The following is a 19,069-nucleotide window of genomic DNA, read 5'->3' on the forward strand; positions in this document are numbered from 1 at the left end:
TCTGGTCAGCCAGAACCAACATGGCATAAAAGATAACGCCTTTTGGGCAATAGGGAAGTAAGCCAATGCATATTGATATTGATGCTTTGGAATATTAGTGCTTTATTAAGATTGTTAAAACACAGCATGCATAATCTTTGCATTGCTTAATCCTCCTTAAAAATTTCTGAGTAAGTATAATTTCGTTGTCTCATTCAAAAAGAGAACAACACATTTTTTGGCACACAAATTTCAGAATATCATATAATTGTGAATGTGTCAAATAAATGGATAAATTTTTATATTAAAAGCCTATCTTGAATGAAACATATATTTGCATGCCCTAAAATAAATTGATTCTACGCATTGTTTTATATTAAGGATTGTTGCAAAATGGAAAGTGATTTTTATTAACAAGTGATGCAATTCCTTAAATAATTTGATTTGGAGGGATACTATGATGAAAAAATTTTCGGCACTATTATGTATCATGTTTTGCATTACAATCATATTACCGTTTAACAATATAAATGTATCTGATGCTGCAAGCCCTGATATCATAGTTGCCAAGGATGGAACAGGAAAATTCACCACAGTTCAGGCTGCTATAGATTCAGTGCCAGCAAACAATACCAAACAGGTAATAATATATGTGAAGAAAGGAACTTACCAAGAGGTTGTTACAATAAGAAAAGATAACATATATCTTATTGGTGAAAGCAACACCGGGACAAAAATTACTTATGGGAATTATGCCGGAAAGCTGAAAGCAGATGGGACTACATATGGTACATCTGGCTCTGCATCATTCTATCTTTATGGGAAAAATTCTATTCTTGAAAATATTTTAATAGATAATTCATTTGATGAAAATACAAACACAGCCGGCAAGCAGGCTGTGGCCGCCTATATACAAGGTGACAGAAATATAATCAGAAATTGTGTTTTTACCGGTAATCAGGATACTTTGTATGCAAATGGGGGAAGGCAATACTATATTGATTGTAAGATTGTTGGGGACACTGATTTTATATTTGGCGGAGCAACAGCGGTATTTGACAATTGTGAAATCGTTTCAACAGTCAGAGGTGGTTATGTTACAGCAGCAAGTACTGATATTTCCAATTATGGATACCTGTTTCTAAACTGCAAATTAACAAGTGAAGCACCGGCAAATTCTACATATTTGGGAAGACCCTGGCGGCCAAATGCATATGTTGTTTACAAAACATGCTATTTGGGAGCCCATATCAATAAGAATGGCTGGACTACCATGAGCGGTAATTTACCTGAGAATGCCAGGTTTTTTGAGTATAAGAATACAGGTCCGGGAGCATTGGTTAATTCCTCCAGGAGGCAGCTGACTGATGCTAATGCTCTGGAATTTACCCCAGAAAACCTTTTAAAAGGGACTGATAACTGGAACCCTGTTGCAAGTGTGAAACCAACATCTACACCAACAGTAACGCTAAAGCCTACTCCCGAATCGGGATATTCCATTTACCAGGCTGAAAATGCTTCTTATAATCAAGCGGTATATGAGACGAAGAATGCAGGCTATACAGGTACGGGCTACATCAATTATGACGGTGTGGCGGGCGGATATATCGAATGGTCGGTGAATATTCCGTCTAGTACCATAGTGAGACTAAATTTCAGGTATGCAAACGGTACCACAAACAACAGACCTATGGAAATTAAGGTTAATGGTGCTGCAGCAGTTGGCAGTATGAATTTTTATCCAACAGGTTCGTGGACAACGTGGAATGTAAACAGTACGGATATTTATCTTACTAAAGGCATAAACACAATAAGAGCTGCTTCACTTACTGCAGAAGGCGGCCCAAATATTGACTATATGGAAGTATCGGAAATAAAGAATACTCCAACCCCATCCAATTATGTAAGTGTCGATTTAAATGGGGACAGGATAATAAATATGGCTGATTTAATTATTCTGGCATCAACCTTTAATGCAGTCAGAGGAGATGGCAAATATGCTGAAGCAAATGACCTTAACAAAGATGGAGCGATTAATATGTCAGATGTTATTGTCATAGCGGCAAAATTTAATTCTTCAATATAAGAGTGGTGGACGAAAACTATTAATAACTCCCTAAGAATGGTATAATTATTAGCAAAAGAAGCAAAAGAATAATATTTTTAAAAAGAGAGGCTATGTTGATGGGGAAAACAGGGAAATCTGCAAAGGTGCTTTTTTGTGTTTTAATTATACTAAATCTGCTTGTTTTAAATTATGCTGGCATATATGCACAGCAGTCTTATCCTTATCATGGAAAGAGACTTAATTATAATAAAACTACACCTATAGATTTTATTACATATGATGTATACGGACAAGAAGCTAATAAACTGCCAAAGTTTGTAAACCCAGGTCAATTTGATATTAAGTGGAGGTATGATATTGATTTACCGTCTAATGCAATTAAAGGCCCGAACGGTACCATTTATTTAATAAGTTTAGACGGTGTTTTATATGCCATTGATCCTAACGGTGAAAGATTATGGGGGCGGAAGATCAAATCATACAGCAATTTGACATTATGTCCTGACGGGACTATTTATGCGGTTTCACAGGATAGTATTATCGATACTGATGCTCAGAGTAAGGCAGAAGTATATGCATTTAATCAGAAAGGAAATGAAGTGTGTTCGTATACTATTAAAAACCCTATTTCCTATTATGGAGGGTATTGCCTTGCAGGTGATGAAAAAGGAAATTTAATTATTCCTACTGAGGATGGAATATTTTCATATGATAAAAAAGGAAATTTGAATTGGAAAAATACTGATATTCTTAAAATGGAGGATACTTTCTCTATTAAATATTCAAATGTTCAGAGTATTAGAGCTATGAGTTCAGAAAATATTATAATTGTTACAAATGATAAGGTGTACTCATTAAATTCCAGCGGAAAAGTTAACTGGTCTATTAATAACAGCTATTTTGGACTAGAAATATACTCAAATGAGCTTGGGTATATATATAATAGAGACGGTAAGTATAATATAGCTGATACAAAAAATGGCCATGTGTTAACTGATGCAGAGATTAAAAAATTGAATATCAAAGATTTCCCATCTAAAACCAGTTGGGCTGGTGGATATTATTATAATAATTTCCTGACTGATAGAAAAGATAAGAACTATAATAAAGGCATAGTATCCTATGACAATAATAACAAAGTAAAATGGGTATATACTGTACCATCGGGCTTTAACGGTTATGCTTGTGATATTGCTGCAGATATGGATGGAAATGTGTACTTTTCGGATTATGGCGGGAATTTATACTCACTTGACAAGGACGGAAATGAGCGGTATATGTTTCTAAGACATAAATCAATGATGTCATCATCACAGATAATAGTAGCCAATAATGGCGATGTTGTCTGGATTACAGATGAAATCGGGGCTATATGCATAGGTACCAAATCAATTCGTGTACTTATTGACGATGAAGAAGTAAATTTCAGTAACAAACCATTTATAGATAGCGGAACAACTCTAGTACCATTTAGACCTGTATTTGAAAAATTAGGAATTACAATTAACTGGGATGCGAAGACCAAAACAATTTCAGCATCAAATGATGAATTGACAATGACTATGCAAGCCGGTTCAAAATCATGTAATGTAAACGGTTCTAAGAAAGAGCTTTCCGTAGCTCCGAAGATTATAAATGGGAGTACTTATATACCGCTGCGTTTTATTAGTGAAACAACAAAAAAAGAAGTAAGTTGGGACCAAAAGACTAAAATTATTTATATAGGGTCGGCAGAGCAGCAGATAAAGCACATCGTTGATCAATTCTTTTCCTACTTAAACAAAAAGGATTATAAAGGAATTAACTCATTGTTTAATATTGATGAATTAACTGATGTTGATGATAGTTATAGAGTTATTGATAAAGCGTTAAATGGTGTATTGATGTGTAATGATATAAAGGTTCAAATAAATATAAATTCAGATATTAAGGCAACCGCTCAAACAAGCTATAATTTGACTACAGCAAAAGGATTTAATTTGTACAACACTGAAAATATAACTACCACATTTAATTTTGTTAAAACACAAGGAAGAGGTTGGAAGATTTCCAGTGTATCAAAATAAAGCAAGCTCCCTGAATTATAAATTAATATAAAATTCCAAGACATTTAAAATTTGCCAACGTATATTATATAAATGAATTATATTTATGGAGGGCATAATGAAAAAGGATTTTAATTTATCTGAATACATGAGCAGTGGGGTTGAGAATGTTATAAAGGGTGTAATAAAGGCTTCCTTCAAGAACCCGAAGGAAACGGCTTTTATATTGAAATATGCCTTATCCAGCAAGGAAGCTAAAAAAAAGAGGGAAACATTTAATAGAAATGGTGAAAACATTCCGGCATTTTTGATTTCAAGCATAACAAGTAATTGCAACCTGTTTTGCAAAGGTTGTTATGCAAGGGCGAATAAAACCTGCGGAGAAGGACTTAAAAAAGAACAGCTTTCCAATGAAATTTGGGGGAGAATATTCAAGGAAGCTGAGGAATTGGGGATTGCGTTTGTACTTCTTGCAGGCGGAGAGCCTTTAATGAGAAAAGATGTGATTGAAAAAGCAGCAGAGTATAGAAAAATAATGTTTCCTGTATTTACTAATGGAACGATGTTTGGGGAAGAGTATTTGAGGCTGTTCGATAAAAACAGAAATCTCATACCTATACTTAGTATAGAGGGGAAACAAGAGCAGACAGATGAAAGAAGGGGTAATGGAACATATAATGCTTTAATGAATGTTATGGATACACTTAAGAGAAAAGGCATAATATATGGTGCTTCTGTAACTGTGACAACTGAGAATGTTGAGACTGTTACCAGTAAAGATTTCTTTGACATACTTTATAAAAAAGGCTGCAGGGGATTGATTTTCATAGAGTATGTTCCGGTTACGGAAGATACAAATCACCTGGCCCCGACTGATATAGAACGTGAAATGCTGGAAGATAGGCAGCAAGATCTTAGAGAGATGTATGAAGATGTGATATTTCTATCCTTTCCTGGCGACGAAAAATACTCGGGAGGGTGTCTTGCAGCAGGAAGAGGCTTTTTTCATATTAATACAGATGGGTCAGTAGAACCGTGTCCATTCTCACCTTTTTCAGACACCAACTTAAAAGACTGCTCATTGAGAGAAGCTTTAAAATCACCTTTGTTCAGAAAGCTTGATGAAACAGGGATGCTGCTTGGGGAGCATGATGGAGGATGTATTCTGTTTCAAAAGGAAATGGCTGTAAAAGAGTTGCTTGGTAAGGGATGACTAGAGTGTTAAATAATAACTACTTAAAAAGGGTTATATTTATTGTTCGATTGAGAGAAATGTATAGAAATTCTATGAAAATACTATCTGTTGTACGATACATAGATATATTAAAGCAAAATAAACAATTTTCAACAAAAATAGCCGTAATTCAAACAAATTGGAAATAACTTTTTTAGTAATTTAGATATATAATAATCTAATAATGTTTAGTTTTGCTAAACTACGCAAGTAAGGTTTTACTCGTGTAGTTGTTTTTATTTTGACTTATACTTCGAGGAGAACTATTTATGTTTAAAGATTTAAAAAGAGTATTGATAGGCCGACCGCTTAAGAATGAAGCCTTGCATGGTGAAAAGTTTGGTATATTGTGGGGCCTGCCCATTCTCTCTAGTGATGCTATATCATCAGTTGCATATGCTGGTCAGGAAATTTTGTTTGTTTTATTTCCAGCAGTAGGTATGCTGGCTTTTAAGCAATTAACATTTATATCTGCAGGAATTATCGCTCTGCTGGCTATACTGACGCTGTCTTACCGTCAGACAATCGACAGCTATCCAAACGGCGGTGGTGCTTTTATTGTTGCTAAAGAGAACATTGGCGAAATTGCAGGTGTTGTAGCCGGGTCTGCTCTTAGTATAGGATATATACTTACTGTGGCTGTTAGTATAGCTTCAGGTGTTGACCAGGTTGTTTCGGCTTTCGAAGTATTAAAAGACTATCGGGTTTATTTATGTTTACTTATTATTTTGCTTATGACAATAGGAAATTTGAGGGGTATAAAGGAGTCTGCGGCTATGTTCAGCCTTCCCACCTATTTCTTTATACTATCAATACTAATTATGCTGGGTGTTGGTGTCTATAAGATAATGAATGGCTACCAACCTGAACCTTTGCATGTAGTAAAAGATACTTTACAACCTCTTTCCTTATTTTTGATATTGAAAGCATTTACAAACGGTTGTGCAGCCCTCACAGGGGTTGAAGCGGTTAGCAATGCAGTTCCCAATTTTAAAGAGCCGTCTGCTAAAAATGCCAAAACCGTACTGGTGCTTCTTTCAACATTAGTATTGATAGTATTTGGTGGAACTTCAATTATAGCCAACTACTATCCCACAGATCCTGAAAACGGTGCCATGCTTGTACAAATCGCCGGAATGGTTTTTGGACAAAACACCATATTCTATTACATTATTACTGCTTTATCATTTGTAATCCTCGTTCTTGCGGCTAATACAGCATACTTTGGGTTTCCAAACCTTATTTCTGTTATGGCAAAAGAGGGATATGTGCCAAGGCAGCTTAGCATGAGAGGTGACCGTCTTAGTTATTCAAACGGTATAGTGGTTCTTTCAGCGATAGCGGCCTTACTAATTGCAGTATTCAATGCAAATGTTACTTCGTTGATAGGCCTTTATGCTATTGGAGTATTTATATCATTTACCCTATCGCAGAGCGGTATGTTTTTAAAATGGGTACGCGGTAAAAGTCAAAACTGGTTGATTAAAGCTATAATAAACGGATTTGGAGCTTTTGTTACCCTTACAATAGTTGTTGTCATAGCAATAACAAAGTTTACTCAGGGAACATGGATTGTTGTTATAGTTATACCAATTCTCATATTCCTTATGAATAAAGTTAAAAAACACTATATTGCAGTTTCAAAACAGCTTAGAATAAAGCCTGAGGAACTGCCTGATATCGGCATAGAAACTGACGTTTATAAAAATCGTGTTATTGTGCCTATAGAAAGCATAAACAAGACAAGTGTAAGGGCATTGAGGTATGCGAAAACCATTTCGGATGATGTGGTAGCTTTTAGCGTACAAATCGATGAAGAAAGTGCTGATAAGCTGAGAGAAAGGTACAGCATGCTTAATACGGAAATACCTTTGATCATAAAGTATTCGCCTTTCAGAAAGGTTGTTGAGCCTCTCTTACGGTTTATAGAATCTACCGAGTACGACTATCATAAGGGCGATATGATCACAGTAATATTACCTCAGTTTTCTGTTAAATCATGGTGGCATAATGTGCTCCACAACCAGACAAGGTTATTCCTTGAAAGAGAGCTTCTTAAGCACAAGCATATTGTTATATCTGTAATGCCTCTACAGCTTAAGGATGACAATTATGTTCTAACACAACCAAAGTATAAAGACAGATAATAAAATAATTGAATTTAAATTATGATAGAATATAGTAAAGGCTGGGGATTTTCCCAGCCTTTGATATATGTTTTGCAATAATCATTTTACATTTTTATTTATTGCAAAACATTTTCCTTGATTCATATGTTATGAAAAATTCATTTTTATAATGCAAATGCAGACGATTCAACTGCATTTGCTAGTGTAAAATCTTTTTCGTAACATATAAAATAAACCAGATGCAAAGCAATTAATCTTTATCCACAAAACGGCCCTGATCAGGAACGGCTATGTCATTAAAGTGATTTACAAGCATATCCAGATGACGTGCAAGTTCATCACCTTTAATTGGATGTCCATGACTCAATATGGCTAACCGAGGATTCAAGCCTTTTATATAATCAATGGATTTTTTAGCTGAGACCCAATCTGTTGTAAGGTATGCAGGAGGCCCCTTAATCTGCTCATGTTGGGTCAACACAGAGGTGAAGGATTCCTGTTTGGTTGTTGTGAAGGCATCTCCCACAATCACGGTCTTATCACTTTCCCGGTACAATGATATATGTCCCTCAGTGTGACCGGGGGTATGAATCCATTTCCAGCCTGGCATGCCCGGTATGCTTCCATCAGATGGCAATGCTACGGCACGATGTCCAAGGTTTATGCTCCTGTTTGGAAATGATGGTGACATTTTGGCAACGAGGCCTTCATCCACCGAAGGATCACCTTCAGGATAATCCTTTTTGCCTGTAATATAAGGAAGCTCGAGCTCATGGGAATAAACAGGAACATCCCAAAGTTCAGCCAGATAATTTACCGAACCAACATGGTCAAAATGACCGTGGGTTAGAATAATTGCTTTTGGACGGCTGCTTTCACCAAAACGTTTGTCAGTGCATTTAAGAATATAGTCTGCTGAATTTTCCAGTCCTGTATCTACAAGGACCCATTCACCTGGTTTACCGACAATTGAGGCGGTTACTATTGTAAACTGAATGAGCAGGGTGTCCGTTGCTACTTCTTGTGACGATGATGTCAATTTGGATAATCCATTTAGCAATTCATTTATCATTTAAAATCTCCATAACCTAAAGAAACTGAACAGCAAACTTTACAGCTTCGTTTCTTTAATTGAAATATTGTATACTTTTAATATTGGAGATTATAATGTCTTTTATTCATTATTAAAAAGCTATACAATAGGACATATTAGTAATATCGAGTTTAACAATGGTATTTTAATGACTCAAGGTGATAACTATGAAGATTGGTGTTATATCCGATACGCACATTCCAAGGGCATCAAAAGCAGTACCCAAAGAGGTATTTAAAATATTTTCAGGTGCAGAATTGATAATACATGCCGGCGATATTGTAGAAGAAGCTGCAATTAAGGAGCTTGAGTCTATTGCACCTGTTATAGCTGTGCACGGAAATAGAGATTCCGAAGAATTGAAGAGTTCACTTCCGGAAAACAGGATACTGACATTAAAGGGATTTAGAATTGGAGTTTTGCACGGACATGGCGAAAAGGGAACCACCCTTTCAAGAATGCCTGAGTTTTTTAAGGATGAGGCCCTTGATTGCATAATATTTGGCCACAGCCACATTCCCTATAATCAAATGATAAATAATACATTGTATTTTAATCCGGGATCTCCCACGGCAAAGAAAAGGCAAAAATATCCTTCTGTGGGTATTATAGTTTTGGATAATGAGATTCATGCGAGTATTGAGTATTTACAGACAAAATAATAGATCTCTCGCCTATGGAGAGATCTATTAAGAAATTTGTTAACTCTGTAAAATTTTATTCCCTTTGCTTGTTTGATCCAATATTGGACGCTTTTCTGACCAGCTCTATAAATTCCTTATCTTCATCGCTTGCAACCAGTTTTGATTCATCATTTTTTAGGAAATCATAGATTTGCTTTATGCTTACGCTTGAATATTCACTGCTCCTCAAATTCTCTGCAAATTGTGAAACCATATTGATAAATCTGAATCTTGGAGTGGATGAATAGAAGTCCTTTTTAACCTCCGATGCTTTCACTGTTTTGCTTACTTCATCAACCTTATAAGTTTGGGGGTCTTTATAGCGTAATTTTACGACTGCTAAATCATCCCTGACATCCTCTTTGAGCTTTAGTTCGTATAAGGCTGTTACTGCATGACCAGCACCAATTTCACCTGCATCAATGCTGTCCTTTTCAAAATCCTTATCTTTTATGCTTCTGTTTTCATAACCGATTAGTCTGTAGGTTTCAACGCTGTTTTTATCAAATTCAACCTGAGCTTTTGCATCTTTAGCTATAACCTGTAAAACTGATGTAAGTTCATTGGTAAAAATCTTCTTTGCTTCATCCAGGGTATCAATATAGGAGTAATTGCCATCACCCTTATCTGCTAATTTTTCCAGGAAAATATCATTATAGTTATCCATACCGAACCCGATTGAAGAGAGTGTTACACCCTTTGCACTGTAGTCTTCTATAGTCTTTAAAATATCCTCTGCGTCCGTGAGCCCTTGATTTGCAACACCGTCAGTGCATAGAATGATCCTGTTATTGGCATTATCTCTGAAATTTTTATCTGCCATCTTATATCCCAGACGCAATCCTTCCGATGCATTTGTAGATCCTTCAGGTTCCAATTCATCAATCTTTTCCTTGATCAATCTCTTATTAGCGGCAGAAGTATGCTCTAAGAGTGTTCTTCCATCTGTTCCGTATACTACAATTCCGATGCTGTCGTTTTCACCCAGTTGATCAACGAGTATATCCAGACTTTGTTTCACAAGCCCTAATCTGTTGTCCATGTTCATTGAACCTGAAACATCTATAACAAAGGTCAGAACCGAATCTTTCTTTTCGCCAAGGCTTACTTCCTTACCCTGCACGCCGACCTCCATAACATGGTAGCCTTTTTTAGAGAGAGAAGGTGCAACTTCAGTATAAATAGAAAATGTATCATTTGTCGGAGGAGTGTAATGCCTTTTAAAATAGTTTATGAATTCTTCAACTCTCACTGATTCTTTAGGTGGTAATACTCCTCGCTCAATATAATTTCTTACCTTGGTGTAGGACGCAGTATCCACATCTAAAGCAAATGTAGATTGAGAGTCTTCAGTTACACTAGTATCAGGGTTGACCCCATAGTCTTCGTAATATGTACCGGAAAATTTGCTTTCTCCGTTTACACTGTTTCCAGTATTTCCAAAGTTTCCGATATTAGAATAATCATTTTGTGTGGAACGATTGGATGAATCCCATACACCATCCGGTGCTTCAGAACTGCTGCCACCACATCCTGACATATTTGCTACTAGTGTTATTGCCGCCATTAACAATACTATTTTTCTAATTGTCTTTTTCATAATTAAAGCCTCCCTGTTTTATGAGTATAAAGTTTTTCTATGCTTTTATTATAGATAAGACCTTTTTCTTTTTTATGTCTATGTTGTGTCAATTTTGTGACATTTGAAAAAATTTCACATAAGAGGAAGAACTATTTTAACTGAGGTGCCTTTATTCTCATTGCTTTCTATGCGTATTTCTCCCTTGTGCTTTTCAATAATAATATTGGAAATGGCAAGGCCAAGCCCAGTTCCTGTAATTCCGTTTGCGTTGGAAGCCCTGTAAAAACGTTCAAAGATGTTTTTCATGTCCTCCTTCGGAATACCTATACCAAAGTCCTTTACTATAAATACAGCATTATTGTTTTCGGTAAACATTTCTGCATCAATTATACCGCCTCGATGAGAGTATTTAATGGCATTATCCAGAATATTAACAACTACCTGTACCATCTTTTCAGGATCTGCATTTATAAATACATCAGGAGAGATTCTTGGATCTATTGTAAGCTTGTTGGCTGCAGCCTTGTTTTCCATTTTTTCAATGGTATCCTTAAGTAAATTGGAAAAGTTGGTCTTTACAAATACAAATGACCCCTGAAACGAATCGTGCCTGGCCAGTTCGAGAAGCTCGCTTACCAACTTTTCCAACCTTCCTGCCTCGCTTTTCAAATGGGTTAGTGCGGCTTCGGTATCGGGATCACCCGCAATTTCGTCGTACAAAAACTCGGAGTAACCCTTTATTGCAGTAAGGGGTGTACGGATTTCGTGTGATATGTTTGATATAAACTGCTTTTGCCTTCCGATATATTCGTATAGCTGTGAACCCATGGAATTAATGCTTTTGCTGAGCTTTCCCAGTTCGTCATTTCTATTTAATTCCAATACTGTAAAATCTCTTTTTGCATAGCGTTCAGTGGTCTCAACCAGCTGATTTATTGGCTTAACCATCTTTTTAGAAATATAGATGCTTATTATCACAATAAGGATGCAAAAAGCAATTGCTCCAGTAAAAAGTATGCTTAACACATTTTTTAAGTACTCATTAATAAGGTTGAGCCTATATATTATTACAAGCACACCTGCCGTTTTTCCGTTATTGATAATGGGGACAGAGTAATAAACTACCCTGTTTTTAGTAAGGAAAACCTTATCACCCTTTAGTGCCGGCTTTAAAATAACCTTTTTGTATTCATCCGGTTTGTAGCTGGATTCCTCTTCGATTTCTACTGGATTACACAGCAATTGAAGGCTTTTGCCATAAAGCTCAACCTGTCCGATTCCTGAGCTTAAGTTACCTGCAATTATCTTTGCACTGTCAGGATTTATTTCTGTTTGAGACGCTTTCTGAAAAAGAAAAACCTGTCTAATATAGGCAAAAATCAAATTGCTTTGATCGGTTAATTGGCTTTCAACTGTTTTTTTCTTATAGAGTTCAAGGCTTCCCCATGCAGCTGCTCCAATGATGACCATGGAAACTATGGCAGCAGCCAGATAAAATACAATAAGGCGGGTGCGAAATTTCATCAATCCTTACCTCCGAAACGATATCCTAGCCCAAATATGGTTATTATGTATCTTGGATTTGCACTGTCGTCTTCGATTTTTTTTTCTAAGCCTTGTAATACAGGTGTCTACCACCCGTGAATCACCCAAATAATCATATCCCCAGATCTTTTGCAGCAAGTCTTCACGGCTGAAGACTTTTTTGGGATTCCTGGACAAGAGCTCTAAAAGCTGAAATTCTTTTTGGGTGACTTTTATATCCTCTTCACCTTTGCTTATAACCATATTCGTCAAATCGATTTTTAGATTCCCACAAACTATGGTTTCGGAGGAATTATCGTTGCTGCGTCTTCTCAGTATTGCCTTTACCCTTGCAATAAGCTCAATTGATTCAAAGGGTTTGGTAATATAATCATCAGCACCGCTTTCAAACCCCAGGACTTTATCAATCATCTCGTTTTTTGCAGTAAGCATTATAATAGGAATATTGCAGCTATTGAATATTTCTTTACATATGTCATATCCGCTCATATCGGGCAGCATCAGGTCTAATATTATAAGATCCGGCTTATTGGCTTTTACAGCGGATAAACCGCTCTTGCCATCTGTTGCAGTAATCACTTCGAAACTTTCTCTCTTAAGTATTAACTGAATTAGATCCCTCACAGAGCTTTCGTCTTCAATAATGAGTATTTTCTTCATCAACTTCTCCCCCCTGTATAAGTGCATTTCAAAAAATACATTATTCATTTGCCCTATTAATTATATTAACATCCATTTTGCTTTCTGTCATTTTGAATATCGTCCATGTCCTCAAAAACTTAAACCATTTGGCATGGTGCTGTTAATTTACAACAGTACCAACAATCAACGATGGCAAAGCAGCAAACGATTTTATCCTGCAGGAAACCTTATTATATGCTGAATATTGCATGTTTTTACCTGTACATAATATTAATATCATTATATAATTAAGGTAATAACAAATAATAACTGGTCAACGGGGCATTTCAAAAAGTTGAATTTAATTTTTATATAGATATTATAAATTTTAAAGGAGGATTATGTTATCATGAAAAGACAAAAATGGAAGGTGTCTGGAAAAGGGCTTTCCCGAGTCATTATCTCAATACTCGTGACTACTTTGTTGCTGCCTTCAACGGTTTTTACCCCCAAAAGTCATGCAGCTTCTTCGCCACGTACAGGGGGGGCGTTTTACAATTATGGAGAAGCTATGCAAAAAGCACTGCTTTTTTATAAAGCCAACCGTCTTGGCGATTTACCCGATGATTACATTTTACCGTACCGTACAGATGCGGCAATGACGGATGGTCAGGATGTAGGGCTTGATCTTACAGGAGGTTGGGCAGATGCCGGTGATGGCATTAAATTCACTCATACCATATCCTATGCTGCAGCACAATTAGGATGGAATGTATATGAATACCGCAAGGCATTTGAAAAGTCAGGCCAATTAGATGTTATTTTGGATGAAATAAAATGGGGTACTGATTTTCTATTAAAAGCACATCCAAAGCCGGATGAATTATACTATATGTGCGGATATAACGATTCCGACCATGGTTGTTGGGTTCCCCACGAGATGCTTGATGTTATGACCAAGAGAACTTCATTCGTGCTCAATCCTTCAACACCAGGGTCTGATATAGCAGGTATAACTGCAGGTGCTTTGGCTATTGCATCACTTATATTCGAAGAGACTGATCCTGAGTATGCAGCAGAATGTTTAAAGCACGCAAAAGAAATTTTTGCATTTGGTGATAAATATAGAGGCAAAAATCCCCTTAATGTGTTGTATCCATCAGGAGGATATTTGGATGATCTTGCTTGGGGAGCTATATGGCTGCATATAAAAACCGGAGATGCTTCTTATCTTGAAAAGGCAAAGGCATGTCTTCCAACCACTTCATTAGGCGGCGGACATACCCATTGCTGGGATGATGTCAGTTACGGTGCAGCAATGAAGATAGCACAGGCTTCTCACGATGAGGGCTATGCTGCCATGGTTGAGAAAAATCTGGACTATTGGATGCCAGGCGGAGGTCTTACTTATTCACCAGGCGGGTTGGCTTGGCTTTCACCATGGGGTTCATTGCGTTATGCTACTACAGCAGCATTTTTAGCATTTGTATGGTCTGACGATAAAACCGTTGGAACAGCTTCCAAAAAAGAGACATACCGTAAGTTTGCAGAAAGCCAGATTAACTATGCTTTAGGAGATAATCCACGAGGAGGAAGTTATGAAGTAGGGTTTGGTGAAAATGCACCTGTCCATCCACATCATAGGACTGCCCATGGTTCCTGGGCAAGTATGCTTGATGTACCAGGGTTCCATCGTCATATACTTTATGGTGCATTAGTTGGAGGCCCTAATTCAGATGACAGCTGGAAAGATGATATTACCGACTACAGGTTAAATGAGGTAGCGATCGATTACAACGCAGGTTTTGTAGGAGCACTTGCAAAAATGTATGATATGTATGGCGGTGATACCCTGGAAAACTGGCCCAAGCCTGAAGATTTCAGAGCTAAAGAGGATAATTTGACTGAATACTTCTGCAGAGGTTGGATAATTTATGAAGGTTTCGGTTCAATGAATATAATGTTCCAGCTTAACAACCGTTCAGCATGGCCGCCAACAATTAAGGATAAGCTTTCTGTTCGTTACTACATGGATCTTTCAGAATTATTTGAAGCAGGAAAAGGACTGGATGATGTCCAAATAACCCTAGGGGAACACCAGGGGGCAAAGCTTAAGGGTCTTGAAAAATACAAGGACAACATATACTATTTTACAGTTGATTTTACCGGAACAAAGATAATGCCTACTGAATGGGAAATGTGTGAAAAAGATGCAACTGTAACAATTAAATACAAGGATATGAATATCGGCTCAAACAAAAATGACTGGTCATATCAGACATTAAGCGGCCCACCGGATTATGATGCTGTATCATTTAAAGGAATGACTCCTTACATACCGGTGTACGATGACGGAAAGCTTCTTTGGGGTGAAGAACCGGGAGGAATAAAGCCTTCTGCAACACCTACAAAGGGACCTGCTTCCAGTACACCTACTCCAACAGAGCCAACGGCCACCACCATAGTTGAAGATGTTAACGGAGACAGAGCTGTAAATATGGCAGATGTAATTCTTTTGGCCAAATGCTTTAATTCAGCCCTAGGGGACAGTAAGTACAACGAAAATTATGATATCAACAAGGATAATGTAATAAATTTCAGCGATATTATGAAGATTGCTGTTAGGTTTAATTACTCTTACTAAATATAATTGTTTAGTAATATGTAGCTATTTATTATTCTGGGGACTTACTCATAGCGGCTAAAGCTTCTAATGGTAAGTCCCTGAGTTTTTTATTTATAGAATTCTATTTGTAATTTATGTTTCAATCAACATTTCAAGGATAAAATACTACACTTCATAATCAAAAAATGACATTTCACTTTATAATCATTTTATACAGGTTGTTATGTTATATAATCACGATATAAGCAGTACAGACCATAACTTTATAGGTGTGGGGAAAATTTGCTGTTTACAGGAGGTGTTAACATGAAGAAATGTTTATTGGTGATTTCAGTAACGGCTGCAATGGTACTTGTAAATGTGGTAAGTGCATTTGCAATAAACCCTCAGCCAGAACCGCCAGCAGATAGACAGATAATTAAGTATGTAAATCCAGGAACCTTGGTTGGTTTTAATCCTCAGCCGGAACCCCCAGGAGATAAGGTTGCAAGGCTTGCTAAATCAATAATAATGAGATAATATACGTTAAGTTTTTGGGAGGCTTAAAATTAGAAGCGGTACTATTAAAGTGCAAGTAGACAATACCAAACAGTTATTGTTTACCTGCACTTTTTTTGTAGTAGGGTGCTCTGGTGCATAATGGGACAGTATATCTTTATAATGGGCATGATGAGGCGGCAGTTGGCCTAGAGTCCTATGTTATGCGTGATTGGCGATGCTTTTCATCAATCGATATGAAAAATTGAACTGACCGCGGTAGACCACTTGCTGTAAGTGCTTTTAGTTAGCCCTTGGACGTATAGAGGCATAATTATGGGTTTGACAGGAACAAGCAACACTAATCACCAGGCATAATTGAGCTTAACAATCAATTCTACTTTATTTATCATAACGGTTCATTACCTAATGGCGGTTATAGACGTTCTGTGCATAGAAAAATTATACTATAATGCTGATGGACTTCTTTATAAGAATTGATGCCAATAACGATTTTGCACTGGTTAAAAACGATGGGAGCAGACGTTTCGCAGCAGATGGAACTTTCAAAATATTATCTGACACAATTATCCCGCCTACACCTACAGTTTCAACATCAACAAATATACCTGTGCCAACAAGTACACCTGCACCAACAAAAACAAGTACTACGATAGCAAGCCAATACTGTAATATCCACAAGTATTAATTCAATGCCTATGGATATCTTTTGAAGTCTCTGGTTTATATAAGATCGTTAACATTGTGCTTATCAACTACATCGGTCCTTGTCCAGATTATGTCACTTTCAGGCTTTTCATTGGCTGCAAGATAATTGTAGAGATAAATAATGGGATCATGACCCTGGCCGAATGGGTCTTGACCAATGGCTGCATATATTATATCCTCTTTTATACATTCAAAAATCTCTTTGTCAAAATCAAAGCATACAATTTTGGTTTTTCCAACAAGATTCAGTTCCTTTATAGCTTTTGCTGCACCAGTTATTCCGCCTCCGGTTGTGAAAATACCATCTACGTTTGGGTTTTTGCTTAAGTAGCCTTTAACTGCATTGTAAAGTACATCGTGGTTATCGGAGGCTTCCATTTCTTCGACGATTTTAATTTTGCTGAGCTTTTTTAAACGTTCCTTTATTTTTTCTGTTCGTGCTTTATGAACTGATATAGCAAGACTTCCTCTGAAGATAGCTACATTTCCCTTACCGTTTAGTGCCTTAATCATAAATTCAGCGGCTAAAGTTCCAGCTTCATTTATATTTGGTCCAAAGTATGCTGTTTTCTTTGAAGGTACTGGTAAATCACAGTTAAATAGCATTACAGGTATATTTTTTTGTGATGCTCTGTCAATTAGAGGAACGAGTTCCAGAGTGAATCCGGGGCAAACAATTCCGTCGCAGCCCTTATCCAAGTACTCTGCAAAGGTCTCTGCTATTCTCTCGCCAGTATTACTTTGAGTAAAACCAATATATTCAATTTCAGTATTTTTTGCAGCCAATTCCTTTTGTGCATACAGCACACCCTGTCTTACACCAACCCAGAATTCATGATCTAGTGGGCTTAAAAAAATAATTTTAAGCTTTTTCTTACTTACTGCTTCCACTGGAACTACAGCAGTTTTAAATCGTCTAACCAACCTTTCAATTCCGCTAAGCATATTCTTTAATGATGAAATATTGTTATTTATTGTTTCCGCACCTGCAAGTTCTTCCTGAGTAACAGCTGCAACTTCCTGAGTTTCTGAAGAAATTTTGTTGGATGTATTAAAAAGGTTCTGACCCTTTTCCTCAGCTTCATGGGTGCTTTGGGATATAACACTTGCTTCGGAATATACTTTTTTTGTATCAGCACTTAATATATCAGCATTTTCTTTGATCTTATAAAATGAGTCCTTTATAGTAGAAAACAATTCTCTGCTTATGTCATAACTTTCAATACAGCTTGTAATACTGTTTTTAACATTGTCACTGCTTTCTGATACATTGCTTAATAGTGTTTTGATTTTAGTAATGCTTTGTCTTGTATGATCGGATAGGTTGGTCATCTCGGCAGCTACAACAGAAAAACCCTTACCGCTGGCTCCTGCTCTTGCAGATTCAATGGATGCGTTAAACGCAAGCATTTTCAACTGATCAGTTATATTTATTATTAATTCTCCCAATTGATGAATTTCCTTCAATTCTGAATTCAAATTGTCAATGAAGCCTGATGTACTGGTAAGATTATTTGCGATAACATTCATTTGGCTATAATAGTCATCCAGGTTTTTACTTCCTAGATTAGTAGAATCCACCATGCAATTAACAAGGTTTTCAATATTTGCCAGGCTGGCTTCAATTGAAACAACCCTTTCATTGACATTATAAATACTATCTAATGTATCTTTTACGATTTTTAGCTGTTCATGAGCTTTGTCTGCTACGTTACTCATGCTTGCAGCAATTTGCTCATTACCTTTATAGCTGTTGTTAACACTTTTTGAGACCTTGTCTATTGCATCGGAAATTACTACAATGTTAGTTTTGGTTAATTCAGTAAAGCTCAATAAGTTGGACTTCATATCGTTAAAGGCTATGCATAGTGTTTCAAGGCCTTTTGTCTTACTAGATAAAATATCACTGATATTAAGGCTTCCTTTAGCAAGTAAATTTGCATTATAGTTTATCAAATCAATACCCTTGTGAAACTTTACAAGGAAAAATACCAGATATCCTGTTATGGCTAAAGCTATTAGACAGGAAGCAATATGGACTGTTACAAAAGTTTCATTATTATCTATCCAAAAAACAGATGACAATAAAAACAATAAAATAACGGCCATGGAAACTACAAGAGCACAAAGTACATTTCTCACACGATTACTGGTCTTGATGCCATGCGGTTTTGCCATAGTTAATGCACCTTCCCTTATTTAAGTCTTACTTATATTTCGGTAAATTTACAATAAAATTAATATGAAATTTGAAATTG

At 36.6% G+C, this 19,069-nt stretch carries 12 protein-coding genes and 1 pseudogene; 8 read left to right on the plus strand and 5 right to left on the minus strand.

Annotation, left to right across the window (positions count from 1 at the left end; genetic code table 11):
- The first annotated feature begins 436 nt into the window (after nt 1–436).
- The 4 genes from Bccel_RS29255 to Bccel_RS25080 all read left to right on the plus strand — a co-directional run bounded on the left by Bccel_RS29255 (nt 437) and on the right by Bccel_RS25080 (nt 7,473).
- Nucleotides 437–2,065: a pectinesterase family protein gene (locus Bccel_RS29255; RefSeq protein ID WP_081927030.1), complete on the plus strand. Its 1,629-nt coding sequence runs from the start codon at nt 437–439 to the stop codon at nt 2,063–2,065.
- A 98-nt stretch (nt 2,066–2,163) separates the two neighbouring features.
- On the plus strand, nt 2,164–4,113 hold the full coding sequence (locus Bccel_RS25070) for a stalk domain-containing protein (RefSeq protein ID WP_050753837.1): 1,950 nt from the start codon (nt 2,164–2,166) through the stop codon (nt 4,111–4,113).
- A 97-nt stretch (nt 4,114–4,210) separates the two neighbouring features.
- Nucleotides 4,211–5,305, plus strand: a complete 1,095-nt coding sequence (locus Bccel_RS25075) for a radical SAM protein (RefSeq protein ID WP_036943535.1) — start codon at nt 4,211–4,213, stop codon at nt 5,303–5,305.
- A gap of 290 nt (nt 5,306–5,595) precedes the next feature.
- The gene (locus Bccel_RS25080) at nt 5,596–7,473 is read left to right on the plus strand and encodes an APC family permease (RefSeq protein WP_036943537.1); all 1,878 of its coding nucleotides are present in this window, start codon (nt 5,596–5,598) and stop codon (nt 7,471–7,473) included.
- Between the two features lie 232 nt (nt 7,474–7,705).
- On the opposite strand, the gene Bccel_RS25085 is transcribed toward Bccel_RS25080, so the two are convergent.
- Nucleotides 7,706–8,527, minus strand: coding sequence for an MBL fold metallo-hydrolase (locus Bccel_RS25085; RefSeq protein ID WP_036943539.1), 822 nt, complete (start codon nt 8,525–8,527; stop codon nt 7,706–7,708).
- Nucleotides 8,528–8,715: 188 nt separating this feature from the next.
- On the opposite strand from Bccel_RS25085, the gene Bccel_RS25090 reads away from it, so the two are divergent.
- Complete coding sequence (locus tag Bccel_RS25090) at nt 8,716–9,210, plus strand: metallophosphoesterase family protein (protein WP_036943541.1); 495 nt, start codon at nt 8,716–8,718, stop codon at nt 9,208–9,210.
- Nucleotides 9,211–9,265: 55 nt separating this feature from the next.
- On the opposite strand, the gene Bccel_RS25095 is transcribed toward Bccel_RS25090, so the two are convergent.
- The 3 genes and pseudogenes from Bccel_RS25095 to Bccel_RS25105 all read right to left on the minus strand — a co-directional run bounded on the left by Bccel_RS25095 (nt 9,266) and on the right by Bccel_RS25105 (nt 13,018).
- Nucleotides 9,266–10,831: a vWA domain-containing protein gene (locus Bccel_RS25095; RefSeq protein WP_050753838.1), complete on the minus strand. Its 1,566-nt coding sequence runs from the start codon at nt 10,829–10,831 to the stop codon at nt 9,266–9,268.
- Nucleotides 10,832–10,945: 114 nt separating this feature from the next.
- A complete protein-coding gene (locus Bccel_RS25100) occupies nt 10,946–12,337 on the minus strand; it encodes a sensor histidine kinase (RefSeq protein WP_036943543.1) in 1,392 nt (463 codons plus the stop codon).
- Nucleotides 12,337–13,018: pseudogene (locus Bccel_RS25105) on the minus strand (response regulator). The gene Bccel_RS25100 and the pseudogene Bccel_RS25105 overlap by 1 nt, the downstream one beginning before the upstream one ends.
- 370 nt (nt 13,019–13,388) lie before the next feature.
- Between Bccel_RS25105 and Bccel_RS25110 the strand changes: the two are divergent.
- The 3 genes from Bccel_RS25110 to Bccel_RS29850 all read left to right on the plus strand — a co-directional run bounded on the left by Bccel_RS25110 (nt 13,389) and on the right by Bccel_RS29850 (nt 16,791).
- Nucleotides 13,389–15,623 (plus strand): glycoside hydrolase family 9 protein, encoded by a 2,235-nt coding sequence (locus tag Bccel_RS25110; protein WP_036943545.1) that lies wholly within the window; start codon nt 13,389–13,391, stop codon nt 15,621–15,623.
- Nucleotides 15,624–15,911: 288 nt separating this feature from the next.
- Nucleotides 15,912–16,124, plus strand: coding sequence for a hypothetical protein (locus tag Bccel_RS25115; protein WP_036943546.1), 213 nt, complete (start codon nt 15,912–15,914; stop codon nt 16,122–16,124).
- A gap of 430 nt (nt 16,125–16,554) precedes the next feature.
- Nucleotides 16,555–16,791 carry a hypothetical protein gene (locus tag Bccel_RS29850; RefSeq protein ID WP_160317755.1) on the plus strand — a complete coding sequence of 79 codons (237 nt, stop codon included), beginning with the start codon at nt 16,555–16,557 and terminating at the stop codon, nt 16,789–16,791.
- A gap of 35 nt (nt 16,792–16,826) precedes the next feature.
- Here the strand turns inward: Bccel_RS29850 and Bccel_RS25125 are convergent, their stop codons facing one another.
- Nucleotides 16,827–18,989, minus strand: a complete 2,163-nt coding sequence (locus tag Bccel_RS25125; RefSeq protein ID WP_036943550.1) for a substrate-binding domain-containing protein — start codon at nt 18,987–18,989, stop codon at nt 16,827–16,829.
- Nucleotides 18,990–19,069 lie beyond the last annotated feature (80 nt).

The organism is Pseudobacteroides cellulosolvens ATCC 35603 = DSM 2933 (assembly GCF_001262605.1).
Taxonomy (GTDB): Bacteria; Bacillota; Clostridia; order Acetivibrionales; family DSM-2933; genus Pseudobacteroides; species Pseudobacteroides cellulosolvens.